The organism is Phaeobacter sp. JH20_29 (genome assembly GCF_048056175.1).
GTDB classification, from domain to species: domain Bacteria; phylum Pseudomonadota; class Alphaproteobacteria; order Rhodobacterales; family Rhodobacteraceae; genus Phaeobacter; species Phaeobacter bryozoorum.
The window spans coordinates 71,793-92,909 of sequence record NZ_JAYMWO010000006.1; the positions used below are offsets into that span (position 1 = coordinate 71,793).

The following is a 21,117-nucleotide window of genomic DNA, read 5'->3' on the forward strand; positions in this document are numbered from 1 at the left end:
GGCAGCCATTGGTTCTAGACAGACCGGCGCCGGCGCAACTCCCAGCTCAGAAGCAAAGCAGCGGCGACCGCAGCCACGGCGAGCATACCTGCGCTGACGTCGATCTCAGGCACGGTCTGGCCATTGCCGTTGCCGTTCCCATTGCCCCCGCCGTTGCCCCAACCATTGCCCCAACCATTGCCATTGCCGTTCCCATTGCCCGGTCCGCCCGCGTCAGGCCATTCACCAGCCGCAAATGCCATGGGGGCAGTTGCACACAAAACGGCCGCAACGGTTATCAGGTCATGTATGCGCACTGCCAGTTTCATCGCACTTTCCTCGCTGCTCTCTCAATAAAGTCAGGCATGGCAGTTCAAGATTTCTTGCACGAATCTCGTTGGCCATAATCTGTCGCAGTTCTGCTTTACGCGGAAAAAATGCGTAAATTATGGCAATTTTTACCTTTGTTCAGGCTGAGCGTTGTTCTGACGCCCGATCAGAAAGACCCGCTGCGCTGCCTTCGTAAATCGTGAAGAGCTCAACCGGCTCGGCAACACCGCGCAGCATATAGCGACCCAGCGACACCAGATCGTGACTGGTCGGCTGGGCCGCCCGTTGAACCTGTTCCGAGACAATGATGCTGCGACCAACAGAGGCGTGCATACCTGACAGCCGTGCCGTCAGGTTGACGGTTGGTCCGATCACCGTGAAATCCAACCGGTTCTCAGATCCGATATTACCATAGAGGATTTCGCCGGCATGCAGGGCCAGCGTGAAATCAGCAACCGGGTTACTCTGCTGCGCACGCTCGACATTGCGATTGCGTATCTTGCTCTGTAAGCCACTGGCCGCCGCGAGCGCTGCTGTTGCATCTTCGCCGATACTGCCAAGGTCAAACATCGCCAATATGCCATCACCCATGAATTTGAGGATATTCCCTCCATGGGTCTGAATGGTCTCGACCGCCAGACCAAAGTAGTCGTTAATCATGTCGATCAATTCGGCGCCCGGAATTTGCTCAGCCAGTTGGGTAAAGCCTTTCAGATCGAAATAGCAGATCACCGCATCAATCTGGCGTGACGAGCCCCGCTGTATTTCTCCTGACAGAACCCGCTGACCAGCATCGCGACCGAGATAGACCTGAAGCAGATCCTTGGCCATCTGCTGGGCAGAGGCCGCCCGCAGCGCCAGCGCCAGATGCGGGTAGATAAAACGGATCAACGTGAGATCCGCCTCTGAGAAACCATCGAGATGATCGGTTGACCAGGATGACAGGATGCCCTCTCCCGGCCGCTTAGGATCAAAAGGGGCATCGGCAAAATCACCAAAGCGCATTGCCAGCGCAAAGTAATCCGTGGCCCCGCGCTGTTTGAACTGCGCTAGTGCAGGAAACCGCTCCAGCACATGCCCGGTCAGTTTGGTGCGAAACTCAGGCACCTGGCGTTCCAACATATAATAGAAGGTGCTGTAGAGCCACTCATCCCGCGGTGTATCGCTGTGTTCATAGAATTCATGCGACAAGCCGTCCGCGCGGGTCCAGCTAAAGCCGATACCACCGTATTTTGGGTGATAGGCACGCTGCGCCAGATGGAACCGCAGGAGCGGCACGCCGTCGTCAGCAAGCCTCTGGCAAAAGCCTTGCAGCATCTCCTGACGGCTTGCCCCTCTTAGTCCTTCAGCAGTCAGCCAGTCGATTATCGGCGTGGCGCGCAGAGCAGCATCCGTCATTGTGCACGGCCTCACATTGTGGTTCCGGCCCAATCTGAAGCCTCAACCAACGGATGTCTATGGTTCAATTCCGGCCAGTTTGCGCAGCATGTGGCGCAGCGCCTCGCTTTCACCTTCGCTGAGTCGGGATGCAAGCTGCCCATCATAGATGGCGGCCTGCTCCCGAAGATCGCGATAGGCGGCCTGCCCCTGCGGGGTCAGTTCCAGATGCTCTGATCGTCGGTCTCGTTCATCCCGGTGACGCAATACAAACCGACGCTCGGCGAGCTTCGCAACGGCACGGCTGATCTTGGTCTTATGGATTTTGGCGCGCTGGCCAATTTCCTTTGCGGTCATGCGCCCGTAGCTGCCCAGATGGAACAGGACCCGCCATTCGGTACGGAGCATCCCGTAGCGATTCTTGTAGTGTTGTTGAAACTCAAGCGAGCTCTCTTCTGCGGCGCGATTGAGGAGATAGGGTAAGAAATCCTGCAGCGCGAAGTCATCTTTTTCGGTCATGAGGGTGACCTATGCCTTGTTAGTTACAAAATCAACTATTACCGAAACAGAGAGTTAAGAAAAGGAGCGCGCCATGAATCACAAAGTCGATGCCCACGAAATGATCCAGGCCCCGTCCCTTACCGGGCCACACGAGGGCTATATGCCGGGCTTTGCCAATGATTTTGAAACCGAGGCGCTGCCCGGTGCGCTGCCGCAAGGCATGAACAGCCCGCAAAAGTGCAACTATGGTCTTTACGGCGAACAGCTGAGCGGCACCGCTTTTACCGCCGATGTGCCGGAGCGGACCTGGTGCTACCGCATCCGCCCGTCCGTCAAGCATTCGCACCGCTATCAGAAGATCGACCTGCCGCATTGGAAGTCTGCCCCCTGCGTCGATCCGGACGTGATCTCGCTGGGCCAGTACCGCTGGGATCCGGTGCCGCATTCGGATGAAGGCCTGACTTGGCTCACCGGCATGCGCACGATGACCACCGCAGGCGATGTGAACACCCAGGTCGGCATGGCCAGCCACATCTATTTGGTCACCGAGTCGATGGTGGACAGCTACTTCTTCTCCGCCGATTCTGAACTCTTGGTGGTGCCACAGGAAGGACGCCTGCGCTTTGCCACTGAGCTGGGTATCATCGACCTCGCACCGCAGGAAATCGCCATCATCCCGCGCGGTCTGGTGTACCGGGTGGAGGTGCTGGAAGGCCCCTGCCGCGGCTTTGTCTGCGAGAACTACGGTCAGAAATTCGAGTTGCCCGGCCGCGGGCCCATCGGCGCCAACTGCATGGCCAACCCGCGCGACTTCAAGGCGCCGGTGGCGGCGTTCGAGGATCGCGAGACGCCGTCCACAGTGACCATCAAATGGTGCGGTCAATTCCATGAGACCAGGATCGGCCACTCGCCGCTGGATGTGGTCGCCTGGCACGGCAACTACGCGCCCTATAAATACGACCTGACCACCTATTGCCCGGTCGGCGCGATCCTGTTCGACCACCCGGACCCGTCGATCTTTACCGTGCTGACCGCGCCGTCCGGTGTACCGGGCACCGCCAACATCGACTTTGTGCTGTTCCGCGAACGCTGGATGGTGGCCGAGAACACCTTCCGCCCGCCGTGGTATCACAAGAACATCATGTCGGAGCTAATGGGCAATATCTACGGCCAGTATGATGCCAAACCGCAAGGGTTCGTGCCGGGTGGCATGTCCTTGCACAACATGATGCTGCCGCACGGGCCGGACAAGAATGCGTTCGAGGGTGCGTCGAACTCCAACCTCGGCCCCGAGAAGCTCGAGAACACAATGTCCTTCATGTTCGAGACCCGTTTCCCGCAGCATCTGACAGGCTTTGCCGCGAACGAAGCCCCGCTGCAGGATGACTACATCGACTGCTGGGCCGATATCGAGAAGAAATTCGACGGCACACCAGGCAAGAAGTAATCCAACGGGGGCGCTGCCCCCTCTGCGGCCTGAAGGCCGCATTCACCCCCGGAGTATTTCGGGAAAGATGACGAGAGCAGCTGCTCTCAAACGAAAAGGACCACGTATGCCTTTGACAAAATCCTGGGTCACCTCCGCCAACAGCGCGACCCATCCGTTCCCACTGAATAACCTGCCTTATGGCGTGTTTTCTGTTGATGGAGACGATCCGCGCTGCGGCGTGGCCATCGGCGACATGATCCTCGATATGCAGGCCGCCGAGGAAACCGGCTTGGTCCAGTTGAGCGATGCGCCACTGTTCGACGTTCCGTATTGGAACGACCTTATGGAAGAAGGTCCGGCCGTCTGGACTGCGCTTCGCAACCGTTTGACAGCGCTGCTGTCCGAAGGCTCTGCCGAGCAGGGTAAGGTCGAACCTTTGCTGGTTCCGGCTACGGACGCCGAGCTGCACATGCCCTTTGCCGTCAGCGAATACACCGACTTCTATGCGGGCAAGAACCACGCCTTTAACGTCGGCACCATGTTCCGCGGTCCGGAAAATGCGCTGCCGCCAAACTGGCTGCATATCCCGATCGGCTATAACGGGCGGGCCTCCTCCGTTGTGGTGTCCGGTACCGATGTGCGCCGACCCTGGGGTCAGCTGAAAGGTCCAAATGACGAGACGCCGCGGTGGGCGCCCTGCGCGCGCTTCGATATCGAGCTGGAGATGGGCGCCATTGTCGGCACCCCCTCCGATGGCCCGATCACCGTGCAGGAAGCGGATGACAACATCTTTGGCTACGTGCTGCTGAACGACTGGTCCGCGCGCGATATCCAGGCCTGGGAATACCAGCCCTTGGGACCGTTCCAGGCCAAGGCCACTGCCAACACGATCTCTCCTTGGATCGTGACCAAAACGGCGCTGGAGCCGTTCCGCTGCGACACGCCCGGGCGTGAGGTGGAACTGCTGGACCACCTGAAGGATTGCGGCCCGATGCTCTATGATATCGACCTTGAGGTCACCATGGCGCCGGAAGGCAAAGAGGCCACAACCATCGCGCGGACCAACTACAAAGAAATGTATTACTCCGCCGCACAGCAGCTGGCGCATCACACCACCTCGGGCTGCCCGATGAACGCGGGCGATCTTCTGGGCTCCGGCACCATCTCCGGCCCCACCAAGGAAAGCCGCGGCTCGCTCCTGGAACTCAGCTGGGGCGGTAAGGAGCCGCTAACGCTGGACACTGGCGAGGAGCGCTCCTTCATCGCCGACGGTGACACGCTGACCCTGAAAGGCGCGGCCAAAGGCGATGGCTACACCATCGGTTTCGGCGACTGCACCGGTACCGTGCTGCCCGCGCTTGAAGACCCCTACGCAAGATAAGGAAGACCACAATGGCAAAAGCTTTTGCGTCCCAAGGGGACATGACCGAAAAGAAAATCACCTTTGATGAGATCGGCGAGGGGCTTTATGCTTTTACCGCCGAGGGCGACCCGAACTCCGGCGTGATCATCGGCGATGACTCTGTGATGATCGTCGAAGCGCAGGCGACCCCACGGCTTGCGAACAAGGTGATCGACTGCGTTCGCTCTGTCACCGACAAGCCGATCACCCATGTGGTGCTGACACATTACCACGCTGTTCGCGTACTGGGTGCTTCCGCATTTGGCGCGCAGAACATCATCATGTCGGACAAGGCCCGATCTATGGTGGTCGAACGCGGGCAGGAGGACTGGGACAGCGAATTCCAGCGCTTCCCGCGCCTTTTCGAGGGCTATGAGAGCATCCCCGGACTGACCTGGCCCTCCACCACCTTCAGCGATTCGATGACCGTTTACCTCGGCAATCGCCGGATCGACATCAAGCATCTGGGTCGCGCCCATACCGCGGGTGACGCGGTGATCCACGTGCCGGATCAGAACGTGATGTTCACCGGCGATATCGTCGAAGACCACTCAGCCTGCTACTGCGGCGACGGGCATTTCGGTGACTGGGGCAGGACGCTGGACAATATCAAAGCTTATGATGTCGACGCCATTGCCCCCGGTCGTGGAGACGCGCTGGTGGGCAAGGACGCGGTGGAACGCGCCGTCGAAAGCACCCGCGATTTCGTTGAAAGCACCTACCGCCCGGCAGCGAAAGTTGCAGCCCGCAACGGCACGCTGAAAGAAGCCTGGGACGCGGTGCGCGCAGAATGCGATCCGAAGTTTGCAGATTATGCCATCTATGAGCATTGCCTGCCCTTCAACGTGGCCCGTGCCTATGACGAGGCACGCGGCATCGACACCCCCCGGATCTGGACCGCTCAGCGCGATCTGGAGATGTGGGAAGCCCTGCAGGGGTGAGGCCCAGGCAAATTTATACTCGGGGCGGTTTGATCCAGATCGTATCGCCCCAGCAGTACCTATGAAATGTTTGACCAGAACCTCGGCGTAGCCGCGACCGGGGGCTAGTCGAGCCGTGCCTGACGGCACCCGGATTTGGGAGGAGGCCAGATGAACAAGATCTTTGAAGTTCCCTTGTATTCTTATCAACGCAGTGACGATCAGGATGCGCCCTCGCCGGTGCGTCATCCAGTCGTCGTGATCGGTGCGGGGCCGGTTGGTCTTGCTGCCGCAATTGACCTGGCCCAGCAGGGCATTGGCGTGGTTGTGCTGGACGACAACGACAAGGTCAGTTTTGGCTCTCGCGCCATCTGCTTCTCGAAACGGACACTGGAAATCGCCGATCGGCTTGGCCTCGGGGATCCGATGGTCGCCAAAGGCGTTCAATGGAACCTCGGCAAAGTCTTCTTCGACGACCGCAAGGTGTACGATTTCAATCTTCTGCCTGAGGAGGGCCACAAGCGGCCCGCATTTATCAATCTGCAGCAGTATTATTTCGAGGAATACCTGGTGAACCGGGTCCGAGAGCTGCGGGAGCAAGGCGCGCCGATCGAAATCCGCGGCCGCAACAAGGTCTCTGCCATCGGCACCCACCCCAGCCATGCCGTGCTGGAAATTGACACGCCAGAAGGTTCCTACAACCTGGAAGCCGACTGGCTGATTGCCTGCGACGGTGCCGGCTCCCCCACCCGGCAGATGCTGGGGCTGGATTTCGTCGGACGGGTGTTCGAAGACAACTTCCTGATTGCTGATGTGATCATGGACGCGGATTTCCCGACGGAACGCTGGTTCTGGTTCGACCCTCCCTTCAACAAGGGGCAGTCGGCACTGCTGCACAAGCAGCCCGACGGGGTCTGGCGCATTGACCTTCAGCTGGGCTGGGACATCGACAAGGAGCGTGAGAAGCGCCCCGAAAACGTGATCCCGCGACTCAAGGCGATGCTGGGCGAAGATGTAAAATTCGAACTTGAGTGGGTCTCGATCTACACCTTCCAGTGCCGCCGCATGGAGAAGTTCCGCCATGGCCGGGTGATCTTCGCCGGCGATGCCGCACATCAGGTGTCGCCGTTCGGAGCCCGCGGTGCCAACTCCGGCCTGCAAGATACCGACAATCTGTGCTGGAAACTCAAGCTGGTGATGGACGGCAAAGCGCCGGAAAGCCTGCTGGACAGCTATGACATTGAACGCGTCCACGGCGCTGACGAGAATATCCGGAACTCCTCGCGCTCCACCGATTTCATCACCCCCAAGTCGGAAGTCAGCCGGGTCCTGCGTGATGCGGTTCTGGACCTGTCCGAACAGTATGAATTCGCGCGTCCTTTGGTGAACTCCGGCCGGCTGTCGGTGCCCTGCACCTATGAGGGCTCACCGCTGAATTCGGCAGACGCGCTCAACGGGCCGGTACGCACCCGGCCCGGCTCACCCTGCCCCGATGTGCCGCTGGTCGACGGGTTTCTGCTTGGCAAGCTGGGCGACAAATTCACCCTGCTGACCATCGACGCCGACGCGCCTGATGAGATTGAGGAATCCGGCATCACGGTCACCCGATTGGCGCTCTCCAGCAAGGACGACAAGACACTGGCGCTGAAGGACCGCTACCTGGGCAAGCATGAAAGCGGTGTCTACCTGATCCGCCCAGACCAGCATGTCGCCGCCCGCCGCCCCAGCTATGACGACAACCTGTTCCGGCATGCGATCCGCCGGGCCATCGGCAAGGAGTGATCACCATGACCGAAGACCAACTGATCCTGGCCGCCAACCTTGAGCGCGCCGACGATTTCTATGCCGATCTGCTTGCCGCGTATGAGGATCTCAGCAAGGCCGAAAGCGATGCGCTGAATGCACGGCTGGTGCTGGTGCTGGCAAATCACATCGGGAAACGCGCGATCCTGAAACAGGCCCTGGCTGCTGCCGCGCTGAAAACCGGGGAGGACTCCGCTTGAAAATCGAACAAATCCACCACGTCGCCTACCGCTGCAAAGACGCCAAGCAGACGGTGGAGTGGTACAACAAGATGCTGAACATGGACTTTGTCCTGGCGATTGCCGAGGACCATGTTCCCTCCACCCATGAACCCGATCCCTACATGCATATCTTCATGGATGCAGGCAACGGCAACGTCCTGGCCTTTTTTGAGCTGCCGACCAAGCCGGAAATGGACCGCGACCGCAACACGCCGGTCTGGGTGCAGCACATCGCCTTTAAGGTGAAGGACCGCGCGACCCTGATCCAGTTCAAGGAGCATCTGGAGGCCAACGGCGTTGAGGTGCTGGGCGTCACCGATCATTCGATCTTCCACTCGATCTATTTCTTCGATCCGAACGGCCACCGGGTGGAGCTGGCCTGCCCCGACCCGGAGGAACAGGCACTGCTGCAAAAGCTGGACTCCGTGAAATGGGAAATGCTGGAAGAATGGTCCAAGACCAAGAAGGCGCCGAAACATGCCGAATGGCTGCACGCCAAGGAATTGAGCGAGCTTTAGTGATCGGGCCGCGGGGCGGTGTTTCCACCGATCACTCAGGCCATGCAGGGAGACCGGAATGTCTGATGTCATACTCTACGACTACTGGCGATCATCGGCCAGCTATCGTGTTCGCATTGCCCTCAATCTCGCGGGTATCGCCTACCGGAGCCAAACCGTGGATCTGGTCAACGGCGAGCAAACCGGCCCCGAGCATCTGGCCCGCAACCCGCAAGGGTTCGTGCCGGTGCTGGAAATCGACGGGCTGCGCCTGACGCAATCGCTGGCAATCCTCGACTACCTGGACCAGACCCGAAACCTTGGCCTGCTGCCTGGCACCCCCTCAGAGCGTGCGGGGGTTCAGGCCCTTGCCCACTCCATCGCGGTTGATCTGCACCCTGTCTGCAATCTGAAGGTCGCCCGCTACGCCACCAGCCTTTGTGCAGAGGCACAGCCGCAAGATGCTGAACACTCTCTCGACATGCCCGCAGACTGGATGCGCCACTTCATTCGTCCGGGTCTCATTGCTTTTAATGCGCTTCTGGAAAGATATCCCCCTTCGCCATATTGCACCGGAGACCGTCCGGGGCTCGCAGATCTCTGCCTGATGCCACAACTCTACAACGCCCGACGCTGGGGGGTGGATTTCAACGACCTGCCCCGTCTTGGTGAGATTGAAGCCACATGTGCAAGCAATCAGGCCTTCGCGATGGCGCATCCGGATGCAGTTCATTCCGCCACTACAACGGACAAACAGATAGGATAATCCGCTTCCAGCGGTACGGCTCCTGCCAGACGAGGGGATCATTGATGTCAACCGATTGGACGGGTTTCACCCTTGCCATGACAGTGTTTATCGTCAGCCATTTCCTGCCACGCCTCGCAGATCTGCGCGGGCGACTGATCGCAACCCTTGGTCGCCGCGCCTATTTCTCGGCCTACGGGCTTTTGTCACTCGGAGTGTTCGGCTGGGTCATCGTAGCCGCGGCTGATGCGCCTTATGTCGAACTCTGGCCGCCATCTGATTGGTTGCGATGGGCCCCGATGCTGACAATGCCCTTGGTCTTTGTGCTGACAAGCTGCGGTTTGGGCGTGGAAACCCCCTTTACGCTTGGAGGACGGCGCAGTTCCGATCCGACGCGGGATGATCCCGGGCGCGCCGCGTTCAGCCGCCATCCGATCCTCTTGGCGCTGGCACTCTGGTCGCTGTCACATCTGCTGGCCAACGGCGATTTGGCTCATGCCATTGTGTTTGGCGGATCCTTTCTCCTGGCCGGTGCTGCAATCCTGCTCTTTGACCTTAAGGCACGCGCAACGCTTGGTGCGGACGCAGCGGCTTATTTCGCAACTACCGCCTTGTTCTCGCTACGCCCGATCCTCAACTCAGGCTGGCGGCAACAGCACCTGCGGGATCTGGCCATACGGGCCGCGCTTGGCCTGTTGCTCTGGGCGGCCGCGTTACATTTGCATGAGCGCGTGATCGGCGTTTCACCCTTGCCAGTCTAAAATTTGATTTCGCGCAAAGTCCTGCATTCAGAAATCGGTCATATCTGGCAATATGAAACAGATTGATCGCCTTCGCGAGCTGGGACTTTTTGACAGCCGCGTTCCCCGCTATACCTCCTACCCCACAGCGCCGGTATTCAGCGCAGCCGTCGATAGCGCTTTCCAGAGCCATGCACTGTCGGCGCTGGACCCGGCGGAACCTGTGTCAGTCTATATACACGTGCCCTTCTGCGAACGCTTGTGCTGGTTTTGTGCGTGCCGAACCCAGGGCACTCAGACACTCAGCCCGGTCGAAAGCTATATCGCCACCGTCGAAAAAGAACTGTCCCTTCTCGCCGAGCGACTTCCCAAAGGGTTGCAGATGGGCCGCCTGCATTGGGGAGGCGGCACTCCGACCATTCTGCCGCCAGCGCTGATACACCGGCTGGCGCAAGCGGTGAAATCTGCCATACCGCCGACAGATGATTGCGAGTTTTCAGTCGAGATCGACCCGACAATGGTAGACGGCGACAAGATTGCGGCTCTGGCAGAGGAAGGCATGAACCGCGCCAGCATCGGCATTCAGGATTTTGATCCCGAGGTGCAGGCAGCAATCGGCCGTATCCAGCCCTATGACGTCACTGCCGCCTGTGTCGCTGAGCTGCGCGCGGCTGGCATTCGATCTCTGAATACCGATCTCGTCTATGGATTGCCCCATCAGGACGCGACACGCATCGCGGATACGGTTGACAAGGTGCTGACACTGGCGCCAGATCGTGTCGCCCTGTTTGGTTATGCCCATGTCCCATGGGTGGCAAAACGGCAGAAGCTGATTGATGATACCGCGCTGCCAGGCGATGAAGCCCGCTACCATCTGGCTGAGCTGGCCGCAGAGGCATTTCGATCTGCCGGATTTGCCAACATCGGCATAGATCATTTTGCGCGCCCTCAGGACCGCTTGAACCTGGCCAGCGAAAATGGCGGCTTGCGGCGAAACTTCCAGGGTTACACGGATGACCGCTGCCCGACGCTGATCGGTGTTGGCGCTTCTTCGATCTCGCGCTTTGAAGGCGGCTATGTGCAGAATGCAGCTGCTACGGCCGCCTATGTTCAGAGGATTGAAGCCGGCGAGCTTGCCGGCGCACGCGGCCATCAACTTACCCAGATCGACAAGGTGCGGGCTCGGGCGATTGAAATGCTGATGTGTGATTTCCTGCTGGATCTCACGGAACTGCGCCAGCGGTACGGGCCCATATGCCAGCAGCTGACTGCGGATCTGGAGGAGGTCACCGCGACCTACGGTGAACTGGTGACCTGGGCGGACGACGCCCTCCGCGTCAAACCCGAAGGGCGCGCGCTGACCCGGATCATCGCCAGCGCATTCGACGCGCATAAACCAGAGGGTGTCCGCTACAGCCAGGCCTCTTGACGCTTTGAAAATGACATAGATCAGTCTCGAATATTGGCTTATCTGTCGCGCCTTTCTGCGCGGGACCACCCTGCCGTTGCCAGCTTTCCCCGTTGCCAGCTTTCCCCGTTGCCAGCTTTCACGGTCACGCTATCTGCTGCCAGACCAGCGGAGTACCGGGACATGACCAATAATGTGACACCTCAGGACAGCAATGACCGCGGCAGGATTATTCTGATCCTGGGTGATCAGCTGTCGCATGATCTTTCGTCTCTGCAGCAGGGTGACCGACAGAAAGACCGCCTCCTGATGGCTGAAGTTACGGAGGAAGCCAGTTATGTCCCGCACCACAAAAAGAAACTCGCCTTTGTCTTTTCCGCCATGCGGCACTTCGCGGATGAGCTGTCCGCCGACGGTTGGGCCCTGCGGTACATACGACTTGAGGATCCCGACAATTCAGGCAGCTTGATTGGCGAGCTGGAGCGTGCATTGGAGCAGACCCCGGCAACAGAGGTTCTCATCACCGAGCCGGGAGAATATCGCCTCAAAGAGGCGCTGACCAACTGGTCTGGACCGGCAAAGCTGACCATGCTTGAGGACAGCCGCTTTCTCGCCAGTCATGAGATGTTCCGCAACTGGGCGGAGGGGCGCAAACAACTCCGCATGGAGTATTTCTATCGCGAAATGCGTCGCAAAACCGGCTTATTGATGCAGGGTGACGACCCTGAGGGTGGCAAATGGAACTATGATTCTGAGAACCGCAAACCGGCCCAGAACGACATGTTCATGCCCAAGCCTGTTCACACCGATCCGGACAAAATCACGCAAGGCGTACTCGCGCTGGTGGAGCAGCGGTTTTCCAGCAATTTCGGACAGCTAACCCCCTTCTGGTTCGCAGTCACCCGCAAGGAAGCCCTGGCGGCGCTAGATCATTTTGTAGATGAGGCGCTGCCACTATTTGGCGATTATCAGGATGCCATGCTGACAGGAGAGCCGTTTCTCTACCACTCCGTTCTGGCGCAATACATCAATATTGGCCTGCTTGGCCCTTTAGAAGTCTGCCTCCGCGCCGAACGTGCCTATTATGAGGGGCGCGCTCCTCTCAATGCGGTCGAAGGGTTTATTCGTCAGATTATCGGCTGGCGCGAGTATATGCGCGGTATCTACTGGCTGAACATGCCGGGCTACACCTCAATGAATTTCCTGGGGGCAACACGGGACCTGCCAGAGTTCTACTGGAGTGGCCGAACCGACATGGCCTGTATGGCCGCAGCCATCAGTCAGACCCGTGACGAGGCCTATGCACATCATATTCAGCGGCTGATGGTCACCGGCAATTTCGCCATGCTGGCTGGAGTGGACCCGCACCAGGTCCACGAATGGTATCTGGCGGTCTACGCAGATGCCTATGAATGGGTTGAAGCGCCAAATGTCATCGGCATGAGCCAGTTTGCAGATGGCGGTTTCCTAGGGTCCAAGCCCTATGCCGCCAGTGGAAATTACATCAACAAGATGTCGGATTACTGTGCGAATTGCGCCTATGACGTGAAACAAAAAACAGGGCCCAAGGCTTGCCCGTTTACACCGCTGTACTGGGATTTTCTGATCCGAAACCGTGAAAAACTGTCAAGAAACCCGCGTTTGATGCAGCCCTATCGGACCTGGGACAGAATGTCGTCAGACAAACAGGAGGCCTATCTCAGCAGTGCAAGAAAGGTTCTGAACAGTCTCTAAATAGGCATTTTCGGGGATTTGGCCGAATATTAACCCGATTCAGGATCACGCTCCTTTCACCAAACATGTCCGTCAGAATTGGCACTTTGCCCTCGACTGGTTTGTTGTGCGGTCTCTGCTGTTGTCAGGGCAGCCACTTTTGCAGGGCGATGTGACACGGTATAAATCGATCATGACCACTTCAACGCTCCCATATTTTCCACTCAAGCGCGGACGCGTACATGAAGTCTGCGGTCCTGGCAGTTTTGGGTTTCTTGCAGCTTTGATGGCCCAGACCTGCGGACCCACGCTTTGGATACGTGAAAGCCACCGTCCAGAATATATCAACCCTCTGGGGCTAGGTGAATTTGCAGATCCCTCTCAGATGCTGGTTGCAAATGTGACGCATCAGACCGATGGGCTTGCCAGTGCCGAGGAGGCGTTGCGGGAGCGCGCTGTCGCATTGGTCGCGATCGACATCAGCAAACCTCTCAGCCTTACTGCCGGGCGGCGTCTGCAACTCGCGGCGAAGACAGGAAACAGCACCGGTCTTTGCCTTATCCCTGAAGGGATGGGCAGCAATGCCGCCGAAAGCCGCTGGCGCTGTCGACCTCTATTTCATGCACAGGACTCGACTCATTTTCACTGGAGTCTTATTAAGAACAAATCGGGAACAGTTGGATCTTGGCATGTTCGATGGAATCGCACGTCGCGTCGTGTCGATATGGTTTCACCGGTTAGCGAGTGACCGGTTTCTTCGGCAGTACCCGCTGTCCGGCCCTTTTGCGCTGACCATCAAACACAGCAATGCAAATCGGCTGTATTGCCTCAATACGGAAGCCGCGCAGCAAGGCTTGCACCAGGGTATGTCCCACTCAGACGCCCGCGCATTTTGTCCAAAACTACAAACAGCCCCTGCGGATCTCTACCGGGATCAGCAATTCTTGCTGACCCTGCGCCGATGGGCCACCCGGTATTGCCCTTGGGTAGGGTTAGAAGGCCGGGACGGCCTGGTTCTTGATATCAGTGGCTCTTCTCACCTTTTTGGAGGAGAGGACAATATGTTGAGTGATATCCGCACAGGTCTGACACGGGCGGGCCTATCGGCACAGATCGGACTGGCCGACACACGCGGAGCAGCCTGGGCGCTGGCACATTTCGGCGAGGGACAGGCTGCACCAGGGGCTATGTTGCCAGCTCTTAAGGACCTTCCCGTTGCCGCTCTGCGGCTGGATGTGAAGACAACAACCGCTCTGATCAGATTGGGGCTGCGCAAAATCGGGGATCTTGCGACAACGCCCCGTGCCCCGCTGACACGCCGTTTTGGACCAAACGTAGTGATGAGGCTGGATCAGGCCTTAGGGCAGCAAGTTGAAGAAATCACACCTTTGGCCGCGCCGCCCCATTACGGTGTCCGCATGACATTGCCAGAGCCTATCGGCCTGATAGATGATGTCATGGCTGGCACGAAAAGACTGCTGACACGACTCTGTGCAACCTTGAAAACCCATGAGATGGGCGCCCGTGTGTTTGTCGTAACACTGCGGCGAGTGGATCAGGGACACCAAGAAGTGGAATTGCGTCTGGCCCGCCCCTTGCGCGATCCACTCCGGATTCTCCCCCTGTTCGAAAAGGGACTGTCTGAAATTGACGCTGGCTTTGGCATAGATCAGCTGCGTCTCGAAGCGACACAGACCGAGGCTCTGCCCGCGCAGCAGATGACTCACGTTGCCACTGACAGCGACGACCGGCTGGACGATCTGATTACGCGGCTCGGGACACGGATCGGTCTTGAAAACATTCAGCGTTTTCTTCCCGCCGACAGCCATATTCCGGAACGTAGCTTCATTACATCACCTGCGGCCTATTCAACCGCCGCCAGCGGTTGGGTTTGCAGGAACCCACGCCCACTCTGCCTGTTTCACCCAGAACCGATTGCAGGGGGCGGATCTTATCCGCCGACCCATTTCCGCTGGCGACGCATGTCATTGACCACAGGCAGGGCCACCGGACCGGAGCGCATCACCCCCGAATGGTGGTTTGATGACGACAACTGGCGGTCTGGCTTGCGTGATTATTGGCGGGTGGAAACCACGCAGGGGCGACGGCTCTGGCTGTTTTATACGCCTCAGAACCCCGGCTGGTACGTGCAGGGGGAATTCGCATGATTGAGGTCAACCACAGGCATCGGCAGGTTGAGGTGTTTCAGAAAGATCTGCCGGATCGACGACTGCAAAAGCAAGATTATGCCGAACTGTGTGCCACCACAAATTTCACCTTTCTGACCGGGGCCTCCCATCCCGAAGAACTGGTTGCGCGAGCTGCCGAATTGGGACTGTCAGCGCTGGCAATAACAGATCACAACTCGCTTGCGGGGGTTGTCCGGGCCTGGAGTGCGCTAAAGGAGCTGACACGGGAAACACAGGATGCCTTGAAAATCCGGTCCCACCAGCGGATCGATTCCTCCTCTCGGCAAGAGATAGGCCACGCATCTGCCATTCCCAAGCCGATAGCACCGGTCCTTCCCAAGTTGATTGTCGGATGCCGTCTCATCTTGCAGGACAGCGCAGTGGATTGGCTGGCCCTACCATGCAACCGAACCGCCTATAGTAAGTTGGCAAGATTGCTCACCCTCGGGAAACGGCGTGCGGAAAAAGGTAAATGTATTCTCTACACTGAAGACGTCATCAATGCCTGCCAGGCCATGATCCTGATCGCCTTGCCAAAGGGATCATTGAACGATGCTGTCCTGGATATTCAACGAATGGGGCGGCAGTTTCCGCACCATGTCTTCTTGGGGGCCGCGCCGCGCTATGATGGAAGCGATCAGGCTTATCTCGCGGCCTGCGCCCAGACAGCGCAAAAAACATGCGCTCCAATGGTGGCGATCGGAGATGTCCTGATGCACCGTGCCAATCGCAGGCAGCTTGCTGATGTTTTGACCTGCATGCGCGAGAATATCACCATCGATGAGATTGGCACCCGCGCCTTGCCAAATGGAGAACGTCGGCTCAAAGCGGGCGCCGATATGGCACGTATATTTCGTGATCACCCTGCAGCGCTCCGCCGCACGTTGGAGATTGCCAATAGATGTAATTTTGATCTGGGTGAACTCTCCTATGAATACCCACATGAAGAGGCGGACGGTGAAACAGCACAGGCCCGTTTGGAACGCCTGGTTCAGGAAGGCTTGAAACGTCGCTACCCAGATGGTCCTCCGGACAGGGCAATTCAGCTGATGGAGAAAGAGCTTTCTGTTGTCAAAGAACTGGAGTTTTCAGCCTATTTTCTGACCGTTCATGACATCGTGCAATTTGCCAAATCCAAGGGGATCCTCTGCCAGGGACGCGGGTCTGCTGCCAATTCAATCCTTTGCTATCTCTTGGGCATTACGGATGTCAGCCCCGATATGATTGCGATGGTTTTTGAGCGTTTCGTGTCAAAGCATCGGGGAGAGCCACCGGATATCGACGTTGATTTCGAACACGAACGGCGTGAAGAAATCATCCAGTGGATTTACCAGAAATACGGTCGCCATCGTGCTGGGCTTTGCGCAACCGTCATCCACTTTCGCACGCGCGCTGCCATTCGCGAGGTCGGCAAGGTTATGGGCCTCAGCCAGGATGTAACTGCAGGCCTGTCCGGACAGATCTGGGGCATGAGCAATGGCAATGTGGATCTGGATCGCATTCGTGAACTTGGGCTCAATCTAGAAGACCGCCGCCTGATGCAGACGATACAACGGATCGGCGAGATCATCGGCTTTCCACGTCATCTTTCTCAACATGTGGGCGGGTTTGTCATCACCAGTGGACGGCTGGACGAACTTGCCCCGATTGAGAATGCCGCAATGGAAGATCGTACCGTCATCTGCTGGGACAAGGATGATATTGATGCCCTGCGCATTCTGAAAGTAGATGTGCTGGGATTGGGTATGCTCACCTGCATTAAAAAAGCCTTTGCCTTGATGCAGCAACACGAGAACATAACGCACAGCATCGCAACCGTCCCCCAAAAAGATGAGGCCACCTACGATATGCTCTGTGCCGCAGATGCGGTGGGGGTCTTTCAGGTAGAAAGCCGGGCACAGATGAATTTCCTGCCCCGGATGCGGCCCCGCAAATTCTACGATCTGGTTATCGAAGTCGCGATCGTCCGCCCGGGTCCGATACAGGGAGATATGGTGAAACCTTATATTCGCAGGCGAAACGGTTTGGAAAACCCGGATCCCTTCGGACCTGCTCTGGAACAGGTAACCAAGCGCACAATGGGCGTGCCTCTGTTTCAGGAGCAGGCTTTGCAGATCGCTGTTGTCGGTGCGGGTTTTTCTGCAGAAGAAGCTGACCACCTGCGCCGTTCTCTTGCCTCCTTTAGGCGCATGGGAACAATTGGAAAGTATCGCGACAAATTCATCGCTGGAATGCTGAGGAACGGCTATAGCCAAGACATTGCCGAACGGTGCTTCGGACAGATAGAAGGCTTTGCGGACTATGGATTTCCCGAAAGCCACGCTGCAGCCTTTGCCATGCTGGCCTATGTCTCAGCTTGGCTGAAATGTCACCACCCGGCAATTTTTGCCTGTGCCTTGCTCAATTCTCAGCCGATGGGCTTTTATGCTCCAGCACAGATCATCCGGGATCTACGTGATCATGGTATCGAAGTCCGGCCGATCTGTGTAAACTGCTCCGAATGGGACAACACGCTTGAACGCCGCCCGGATGGAACATTGGCCCTGCGTCTAGGGTTTCGTCAGATCAAAGGTTTCAAGGAAGACGACGCAGGCTGGATCATTGCTGCGCGCGGAAACGGGTATATAGATCCTGAGCACCTCTGGTTGCGCGCGGGGCTTGCCCCTGCAGCCCTGGAGCGTCTGGCTGAGGCGGATGCCTTCTCGTCTATGGGTGTCCCGCGCCGAGAGGCGCTCTGGCAAGTAAAATCAATCCGAACTCCTGCACAGCTTCCGCTGTTCAACGATCAGTTCGACGGAGAAGCCATCACCGAGCCGGACGTCATGCTGCCGCGGATGCATCTGGGGGAAGAAGTCGTCGAAGACTATGTCTCAATGCGCCTGAGCTTACGCGCGCATCCGATGGAACTTCTGCGTCCGGCTCTACCCGGCCTGATCTGCCACGACCAGCTGATAACCGCGCCATTACAGCCAGTCTGCGTATGCGGCCTGGTCATTACGAGGCAACGACCGGGCACCGCTTCAGGCGTGATATTTCTGACCCTCGAGGATGAGACCGGCGTTTGCAATGTGGTGGTTTGGAACAGGATATACGAACGTTTTCGCCGCACTGTCATGGGGGGGAGATTGTTGCGCGTAACAGGCTACCTTCAACGAGAAGGTGCTGTGGTGCATGTCATCGCCCAGAATATCGAGGACGAATCTGCGAGGCTATCGGAGCTAGGCCACCCGCTAGACAGTGCAATTCAATCCGAGGGGCCACGTGCGGACGACACCCCGAAACGCACCCGCTATCCAGCCCGCGCAATGCATCCAAGGGATCAAGCCAAGAGGCTCTTTCCAAGCCGGGACTTTCATTGAACCGCAGTATCGCCTTTTCTACCACAACTCATGCGTTTCGGCTTTGCAACACCCTATCACTTTGCGACCAGCCGAGAGCTATCGACGTCAGTGCGCATCGAACTACAAAAGGTATCTCGAAGTAGATCGAGCATGACCCATCTGACGATTGGGACGCCGTGCAGGCGAAAGTAACGAGCGCGATGTCTTTGTCGCTTTTCACGGAGTTCAGTGACGATGACATCCAAGCGCTAGAGAAGCTATTCAAGAAGGAGAGTGACTCGGATTGAGTTTGCTTGCGAGGCATGCGCACGACTAACGACGATCAAGAAGATGCAGGAGCGGCAGTTGGCACCCAGCTAGCCAGCAGATTGGTAGGAGCGTAGCGCATCTCAACTTAAATCATTGATTTATAGTTATACAATGGTGCCCGGGGGTGGAATCGAACCACCGACACGAGGATTTTCAATCCACTGCTCTACCCCTGAGCTACCCGGGCACGGGAAGGCTTATCGCCTTGGGTGTGGGCCTTCTATGACGTGGGCGTGACCGTGTCCAGAGGCTTTTTCAAAGAAAATCGCTAATGTTTGGTTTCTCGGTGTTTTTCGACTTCTTCCAAAGCGTTTTCAATGTCTTCCGGGTCCGCGCTCGGGGTCGCATAGGCGCCGTTGAACCACTTCGCAAGGTCAATATCCGCGCAGCGGCGTGAACAGAAGGGGCGATAATCGCTGGAGGTTTCTCCGTCACAGATCGGGCAGCTCATGCAAGCACCTCCGCCAGCGGAATACGGCCTCGCTTACGTTGCAGTTCAAAGTGGCCAAGCGTGGTCCAGCCAACCAGAACGGTGTCTTCGCTGTCATTGCGAAAACTGGCCCGCAACGCGGTTTCAAAAGCGCGACGATCTTTCTTGGGCATAGGAGCCGGATCAATAACGATCTGCCCGCCGAGACCGCGCAACCGCAGCGCCCGGGCCAGGGATTTTGCGCAGGCCATATTGGCTTTCACGCCAGCTGCAAGCGATGTGTCGCTGCCGGTGTTTACGTCGACAGCGATCAGCGCGCGGGTCTGTTCGATAAAAAGAAAGGCACCCCCGCTGAGAGGTTCGCGAATGCCCCGAACCGTTTCCAGTGCATCCAATACGCCCAGACGTTCAAATCCACCGGGATCGCGCTCGATATCTGCCGGATCGGTCCAGTCACGCCATGCAAGAAGATGCGGGGTGTCCCCCTCCGCCAATACTTCTGGTCCGCTACCGGAATCCTCCATGACCTGGGAGGCCAGCGCCACCATGGCGAGGATATCTTCTTCAATCTCCTCCCCGTCAGCGCCATGACAGGCGGAGCGCAGGATCAGGCCATAGCCGTGATCCCCCATCGCATCGTGGGCGATTTCCAAAAGGCGGTCCCGCTCATCCTCGTCGCGGATCGAGCGGGAAATATTAAGGCCAGGAGCCTCAGGCGTGACGATCGCGTAGCGGCTCTTGAACAGGAGTTTTTGGGAGACTGGCAAGGCCTTGCCAGCTTCGGCGTATCCTGTCAGCTGCACCAGCAACTCCTGACCGGGCGCCAACCCCTTGACCTGACGCAAAAAAGCCGGCCCGTCCGGTGTGGTCAGGAACATTCCGCCCTGCCCCTTGACGGGGCGATCTGCTCGGGCCCGGTAAATCGTGCCCGGTGTCGGTGCGTCGCTGTCAATCAGCAGATCCTCAAGCTGGCCATCCACCATGAGCGCCGCGGCCTCGCGACCATCGATATGGTCGAGCACAATTGTCCGTCCCTTCATGCTGCTGTCTCCTTACTCTGTGTCCAGCCTGCGCCGCGCAACAGGGCGGCGGTTTCGGCCAATGGCAGACCGACGATTCCAGTGAAGGATCCGTTGATCCAAGGGATCAACGCTCCTGCTGGGCCTTGAATTGCATAGGCGCCCGCCTTGCCCTGCCAATCACCGGTCGCAAGATAGGCATTCAGATCCTCATCCGAGAGGCGTTTCATCTTCACGGCACTGACAACATCACGCGCCCAAATGCGATCGCCGCGGCGCACCGCAACCGAGGTAATCACCTGATGACGACGTCCAGAAAGCGCCAGAAGAAATTCCGCCGCTTCCCCGGCATCGGACGGTTTTCCCATGATCCTGCGCCCCAACGCTACTGTGGTGTCCGCACAGAGAACCACATCCTCTGGGTTGGCAACGATCGCCTCGGCTTTCTGCCGGGCAATACGCGCGCAGTAAAGACGCGGCAATTCTCCCTTCTTGGGAGTCTCATCAATATCGGGTGGGCAGACCGCATCCGGGGTGATTCCCAGCTGAGCCAGCAGTTCCAATCGACGCGGGCTGCCTGATCCCAGAATGAATGCCATGTCCGGACCTCTTGTTCGTGTTTCTAACCCGCGGGCGAAAGCCGCCAGGCACTTCAGACTTGTCTTACTGGCTCTGCCGGACCGGGGAAAGCCCAACCCAGCACGCTGCGAGCTGCACCCAAAACAAAAGCCCGGCTCGAAGGCCGGGCTTTGTTCATATGAGGG

19 protein-coding genes and 1 tRNA gene are annotated in these 21,117 nt (G+C 58.0%); 13 read left to right on the forward strand and 7 right to left on the reverse strand.

The window, feature by feature from the left end; translation table 11 throughout:
- Positions 1–14: 14 nt before the first annotated feature.
- From VWZ85_RS05315 to VWZ85_RS05325, 3 genes are all read right to left on the reverse strand, one after another.
- Positions 15–308, reverse strand: coding sequence for a VPEID-CTERM sorting domain-containing protein (locus VWZ85_RS05315; protein ID WP_340546493.1), 294 nt, complete (start codon positions 306–308; stop codon positions 15–17).
- 139 nt (positions 309–447) lie between these two features.
- On the reverse strand, positions 448–1,707 hold the full coding sequence (locus VWZ85_RS05320; protein ID WP_416587327.1) for an adenylate/guanylate cyclase domain-containing protein: 1,260 nt from the start codon (positions 1,705–1,707) through the stop codon (positions 448–450).
- 57 nt (positions 1,708–1,764) lie between these two features.
- On the reverse strand, positions 1,765–2,205 hold the full coding sequence (locus VWZ85_RS05325) for a MarR family winged helix-turn-helix transcriptional regulator (RefSeq protein WP_340546491.1): 441 nt from the start codon (positions 2,203–2,205) through the stop codon (positions 1,765–1,767).
- Positions 2,206–2,278: 73 nt separating this feature from the next.
- On the opposite strand from VWZ85_RS05325, the gene hmgA reads away from it, so the two are divergent.
- The 13 genes from hmgA to VWZ85_RS05390 all read left to right on the forward strand — a co-directional run bounded on the left by hmgA (position 2,279) and on the right by VWZ85_RS05390 (position 18,613).
- Entirely contained in the window at positions 2,279–3,634 is a 1,356-nt protein-coding gene (gene hmgA / locus VWZ85_RS05330) for a homogentisate 1,2-dioxygenase (protein WP_416534670.1), read from the forward strand.
- A gap of 106 nt (positions 3,635–3,740) precedes the next feature.
- Complete coding sequence (gene fahA, locus VWZ85_RS05335) at positions 3,741–4,997, forward strand: fumarylacetoacetase (RefSeq protein ID WP_416543479.1); 1,257 nt, start codon at positions 3,741–3,743, stop codon at positions 4,995–4,997.
- Between the two features lie 11 nt (positions 4,998–5,008).
- On the forward strand, positions 5,009–5,959 hold the full coding sequence (locus tag VWZ85_RS05340) for an MBL fold metallo-hydrolase (protein WP_416587328.1): 951 nt from the start codon (positions 5,009–5,011) through the stop codon (positions 5,957–5,959).
- Between the two features lie 150 nt (positions 5,960–6,109).
- Positions 6,110–7,720: an FAD-dependent oxidoreductase gene (locus tag VWZ85_RS05345; protein ID WP_416587329.1), complete on the forward strand. Its 1,611-nt coding sequence runs from the start codon at positions 6,110–6,112 to the stop codon at positions 7,718–7,720.
- Between the two features lie 5 nt (positions 7,721–7,725).
- Positions 7,726–7,941 carry a DUF2783 domain-containing protein gene (locus VWZ85_RS05350; protein ID WP_416587330.1) on the forward strand — a complete coding sequence of 72 codons (216 nt, stop codon included), beginning with the start codon at positions 7,726–7,728 and terminating at the stop codon, positions 7,939–7,941.
- A complete protein-coding gene (locus tag VWZ85_RS05355) occupies positions 7,938–8,480 on the forward strand; it encodes a VOC family protein (protein WP_416587331.1) in 543 nt (180 codons plus the stop codon). The genes VWZ85_RS05350 and VWZ85_RS05355 overlap by 4 nt, the downstream gene beginning before the upstream one ends.
- Before the next feature lie 58 nt (positions 8,481–8,538).
- Positions 8,539–9,225, forward strand: coding sequence for a maleylacetoacetate isomerase (maiA, locus tag VWZ85_RS05360; RefSeq protein ID WP_416587332.1), 687 nt, complete (start codon positions 8,539–8,541; stop codon positions 9,223–9,225).
- Positions 9,226–9,269: 44 nt separating this feature from the next.
- Entirely contained in the window at positions 9,270–9,965 is a 696-nt protein-coding gene (locus tag VWZ85_RS05365) for an NnrU family protein (protein WP_416538309.1), read from the forward strand.
- 52 nt (positions 9,966–10,017) lie between these two features.
- Positions 10,018–11,373: an oxygen-independent coproporphyrinogen III oxidase gene (hemN, locus tag VWZ85_RS05370; RefSeq protein WP_416534677.1), complete on the forward strand. Its 1,356-nt coding sequence runs from the start codon at positions 10,018–10,020 to the stop codon at positions 11,371–11,373.
- 162 nt (positions 11,374–11,535) lie between these two features.
- Complete coding sequence (locus VWZ85_RS05375; RefSeq protein ID WP_416587333.1) at positions 11,536–13,086, forward strand: cryptochrome/photolyase family protein; 1,551 nt, start codon at positions 11,536–11,538, stop codon at positions 13,084–13,086.
- Positions 13,087–13,258: 172 nt separating this feature from the next.
- A complete protein-coding gene (locus VWZ85_RS05380; RefSeq protein ID WP_416534679.1) occupies positions 13,259–13,813 on the forward strand; it encodes an ImuA family protein in 555 nt (184 codons plus the stop codon).
- Positions 13,755–15,233, forward strand: coding sequence for a DNA polymerase Y family protein (locus VWZ85_RS05385; protein WP_340546479.1), 1,479 nt, complete (start codon positions 13,755–13,757; stop codon positions 15,231–15,233). The genes VWZ85_RS05380 and VWZ85_RS05385 overlap by 59 nt, the downstream gene beginning before the upstream one ends.
- Complete coding sequence (locus tag VWZ85_RS05390) at positions 15,230–18,613, forward strand: error-prone DNA polymerase (RefSeq protein ID WP_416587334.1); 3,384 nt, start codon at positions 15,230–15,232, stop codon at positions 18,611–18,613. Before VWZ85_RS05385 ends, VWZ85_RS05390 begins: the two co-directional genes overlap by 4 nt.
- 403 nt (positions 18,614–19,016) lie before the next feature.
- On the opposite strand, the gene VWZ85_RS05395 is transcribed toward VWZ85_RS05390, so the two are convergent.
- The 4 genes from VWZ85_RS05395 to VWZ85_RS05410 all read right to left on the reverse strand — a co-directional run bounded on the left by VWZ85_RS05395 (position 19,017) and on the right by VWZ85_RS05410 (position 20,952).
- Positions 19,017–19,091 (reverse strand) — tRNA-Phe (locus tag VWZ85_RS05395).
- 81 nt (positions 19,092–19,172) lie between these two features.
- Positions 19,173–19,355: a DNA gyrase inhibitor YacG gene (locus VWZ85_RS05400; RefSeq protein ID WP_340546477.1), complete on the reverse strand. Its 183-nt coding sequence runs from the start codon at positions 19,353–19,355 to the stop codon at positions 19,173–19,175.
- Positions 19,352–20,374, reverse strand: a complete 1,023-nt coding sequence (locus tag VWZ85_RS05405; RefSeq protein WP_416587335.1) for a ribonuclease E/G — start codon at positions 20,372–20,374, stop codon at positions 19,352–19,354. Before VWZ85_RS05405 ends, VWZ85_RS05400 begins: the two co-directional genes overlap by 4 nt.
- On the reverse strand, positions 20,371–20,952 hold the full coding sequence (locus VWZ85_RS05410; RefSeq protein ID WP_340546475.1) for a Maf family protein: 582 nt from the start codon (positions 20,950–20,952) through the stop codon (positions 20,371–20,373). Before VWZ85_RS05410 ends, VWZ85_RS05405 begins: the two co-directional genes overlap by 4 nt.
- Positions 20,953–21,117: the final 165 nt, after the last annotated feature.

What these genes read in the sequence shown, in the direction of transcription:
- VWZ85_RS05320 (WP_416587327.1), bottom strand. Translation starts at nt 1,707, where the DNA reads ATGACGGATGCTGCTCTGCGCGCCACGCCGATAATCGACTGGCTGACT.
- VWZ85_RS05375 (WP_416587333.1), top strand. Translation starts at nt 11,536, where the DNA reads ATGACCAATAATGTGACACCTCAGGACAGCAATGACCGCGGCAGGATT.
- hemN (WP_416534677.1), top strand. Translation starts at nt 10,018, where the DNA reads ATGAAACAGATTGATCGCCTTCGCGAGCTGGGACTTTTTGACAGCCGC.
- VWZ85_RS05405 (WP_416587335.1), bottom strand. Translation starts at nt 20,374, where the DNA reads ATGAAGGGACGGACAATTGTGCTCGACCATATCGATGGTCGCGAGGCC.
- VWZ85_RS05345 (WP_416587329.1), top strand. Translation starts at nt 6,110, where the DNA reads ATGAACAAGATCTTTGAAGTTCCCTTGTATTCTTATCAACGCAGTGAC.
- VWZ85_RS05410 (WP_340546475.1), bottom strand. Translation starts at nt 20,952, where the DNA reads ATGGCATTCATTCTGGGATCAGGCAGCCCGCGTCGATTGGAACTGCTG.
- fahA (WP_416543479.1), top strand. Translation starts at nt 3,741, where the DNA reads ATGCCTTTGACAAAATCCTGGGTCACCTCCGCCAACAGCGCGACCCAT.
- VWZ85_RS05380 (WP_416534679.1), top strand. Translation starts at nt 13,259, where the DNA reads ATGACCACTTCAACGCTCCCATATTTTCCACTCAAGCGCGGACGCGTA.
- maiA (WP_416587332.1), top strand. Translation starts at nt 8,539, where the DNA reads ATGTCTGATGTCATACTCTACGACTACTGGCGATCATCGGCCAGCTAT.
- VWZ85_RS05350 (WP_416587330.1), top strand. Translation starts at nt 7,726, where the DNA reads ATGACCGAAGACCAACTGATCCTGGCCGCCAACCTTGAGCGCGCCGAC.
- VWZ85_RS05390 (WP_416587334.1), top strand. Translation starts at nt 15,230, where the DNA reads ATGATTGAGGTCAACCACAGGCATCGGCAGGTTGAGGTGTTTCAGAAA.
- VWZ85_RS05340 (WP_416587328.1), top strand. Translation starts at nt 5,009, where the DNA reads ATGGCAAAAGCTTTTGCGTCCCAAGGGGACATGACCGAAAAGAAAATC.
- hmgA (WP_416534670.1), top strand. Translation starts at nt 2,279, where the DNA reads ATGAATCACAAAGTCGATGCCCACGAAATGATCCAGGCCCCGTCCCTT.
- VWZ85_RS05365 (WP_416538309.1), top strand. Translation starts at nt 9,270, where the DNA reads ATGTCAACCGATTGGACGGGTTTCACCCTTGCCATGACAGTGTTTATC.
- VWZ85_RS05400 (WP_340546477.1), bottom strand. Translation starts at nt 19,355, where the DNA reads ATGAGCTGCCCGATCTGTGACGGAGAAACCTCCAGCGATTATCGCCCC.
- VWZ85_RS05385 (WP_340546479.1), top strand. Translation starts at nt 13,755, where the DNA reads ATGTTCGATGGAATCGCACGTCGCGTCGTGTCGATATGGTTTCACCGG.
- VWZ85_RS05325 (WP_340546491.1), bottom strand. Translation starts at nt 2,205, where the DNA reads ATGACCGAAAAAGATGACTTCGCGCTGCAGGATTTCTTACCCTATCTC.
- VWZ85_RS05315 (WP_340546493.1), bottom strand. Translation starts at nt 308, where the DNA reads ATGAAACTGGCAGTGCGCATACATGACCTGATAACCGTTGCGGCCGTT.